The organism is Azospirillum sp. OGB3 (genome assembly GCF_014192915.1).
Taxonomy (GTDB): Bacteria; Pseudomonadota; Alphaproteobacteria; order Azospirillales; family Azospirillaceae; genus Azospirillum.
On sequence record NZ_JACHYN010000065.1, the window covers coordinates 1 to 1,567 of the forward strand.

A 1,567-nucleotide genomic window follows, 5' to 3' on the forward strand; every position below is an offset into this window, starting at 1 on the left:
GCTTCTCCACGGTGGCGGTGAGCTTCTGCGTCGTCGCGGTGACGGGCGCCGCGGCGTTGCCCGCCGGGTCGCTCAGGCCCAGCGTCAGGGTCAGCGTGCCGTCGCCCAGCCCGGAGAGGTCCAGCCCGGTCACCTGGGCGGTCGGGCCGCTCATCACGCCGCTGCCGGTGACCTGGCCGCCGCCGGCCGAGGTGATCGTCCAGGTGAAGGCGGTCCCGGCCTCGCCGCCGCTGATGGTGAAGGCGGCGCCGGACTGCTCGATGGCGTCGATGCTGTCGTCGTCGAACCGCACGGTGGCGGTCGGCGGGGTGGTGTCGACGACCAGCGATCGGCTGCCGGGGCTCGACGTGTTGCCCGCCGCGTCGGTGGCGGTGGCGGTGACCGGGTTGGCGCCGTTGGCGTTCAGGCTGAGCGAGCCGCTGGTCGGCGTCTCGGTGGCGAGGTCGAGGCTCCAGGTCCCGTTGGTCGCCGTCGTGGTGTAGGTGGCGCCGCCGATGGTGACGGTGACGGTGCTGCCGGCCTCGGCCGTGCCGGTCAGCGTCGGGGTGGCGCTGTTGGTCAGCGCCGTGGTGACGGTCGGGGCGTTCGGGGTGGTGGTGTCGATGGTCAGGGTCTGGCTGCCCGGCGCCGAGACGTTGCCCGAAGCGTCGGCGGCGGTGGCCGAGATGGGGTTGGCGCCGTTGACATCGAGGTTCAGCACACCGGAGGTCGGCGTCTCGGTGGCGAGGTCGATCGACCAGCTTCCGCCCGTGGCGGTGGTGGTGTAGGTGGCGCCGCCCACCGTGACGGTGACGGTGCTGCCCGCTTCCGCCGTGCCGGCGATGGTCGGTGTGGCGCTGTTGGTCAGCGCGGCGCTGGTGACGGTCGGGGCGTCGGGCAGGGTGGTGTCGATGGTCAGCGACTGGGTGCCGGCCGTCGAGGTGTTGCCGGCGGCGTCACGCGCCGTCGCCGCCACCGGGTTGGCGCCGTTGGGGTTCAGGCTGAGCACACCGGCGGTCGGCGTCTCGGTGGCGAGGTCGAGGCTCCAGGTGCCGTTGGTCGCCGTCGTGGTGTAGGTGGCGCCGCCGATGGTGACGGTCACCGTCGTTCCGGCCTCCGCCGTGCCGGCGATGGTCGGCGTCGTGCTGTTGGTCAGCGCCGCGCTGGTCACCGCCGGAGCGTTGGGAACGGTGGTGTCGATGGTCAGGGTCTGGGTGCCCGGCGCCGAGACGTTCCCGGCGGCGTCGCGTGCCGTCGCCGCGACCGGGTTGGCGCCGTTGGCGTTGAGGTTCAGCGAGCCGGAAGTCGGCGTCTCGGTGGCGAGATTGAGGCTCCAGGTCCCGTTGGTCGCCGTCGTGGTGTAGGTCGCCCCGCCCACCGTGACGGTCACCGTCGTTCCGGCTTCCGCCGTGCCGGCGATGGTCGGTGTCGTGCTGTTGGTCAGCGCGGCGCTGGTGACGGTCGGAGCGTTGGGCAGGGTGGTGTCGATGGTCAGCGAGTGCGTGCCGGCCGTCGAGGTGTTGCCGGCGGCGTCACGCGCCGTCGCCGACACCGGGTTGGCGCCGTTCGGGTTCAGGCTGAGCGACCC

1 protein-coding gene is annotated in these 1,567 nt (G+C 73.1%); it reads right to left on the minus strand.

The window, feature by feature from the left end; all coding sequences use genetic code 11:
• Nucleotides 1–1,567: Ig-like domain-containing protein (locus FHW79_RS32270; protein WP_247884733.1), on the minus strand; the 1,567-nt coding region annotated here is incomplete at both ends.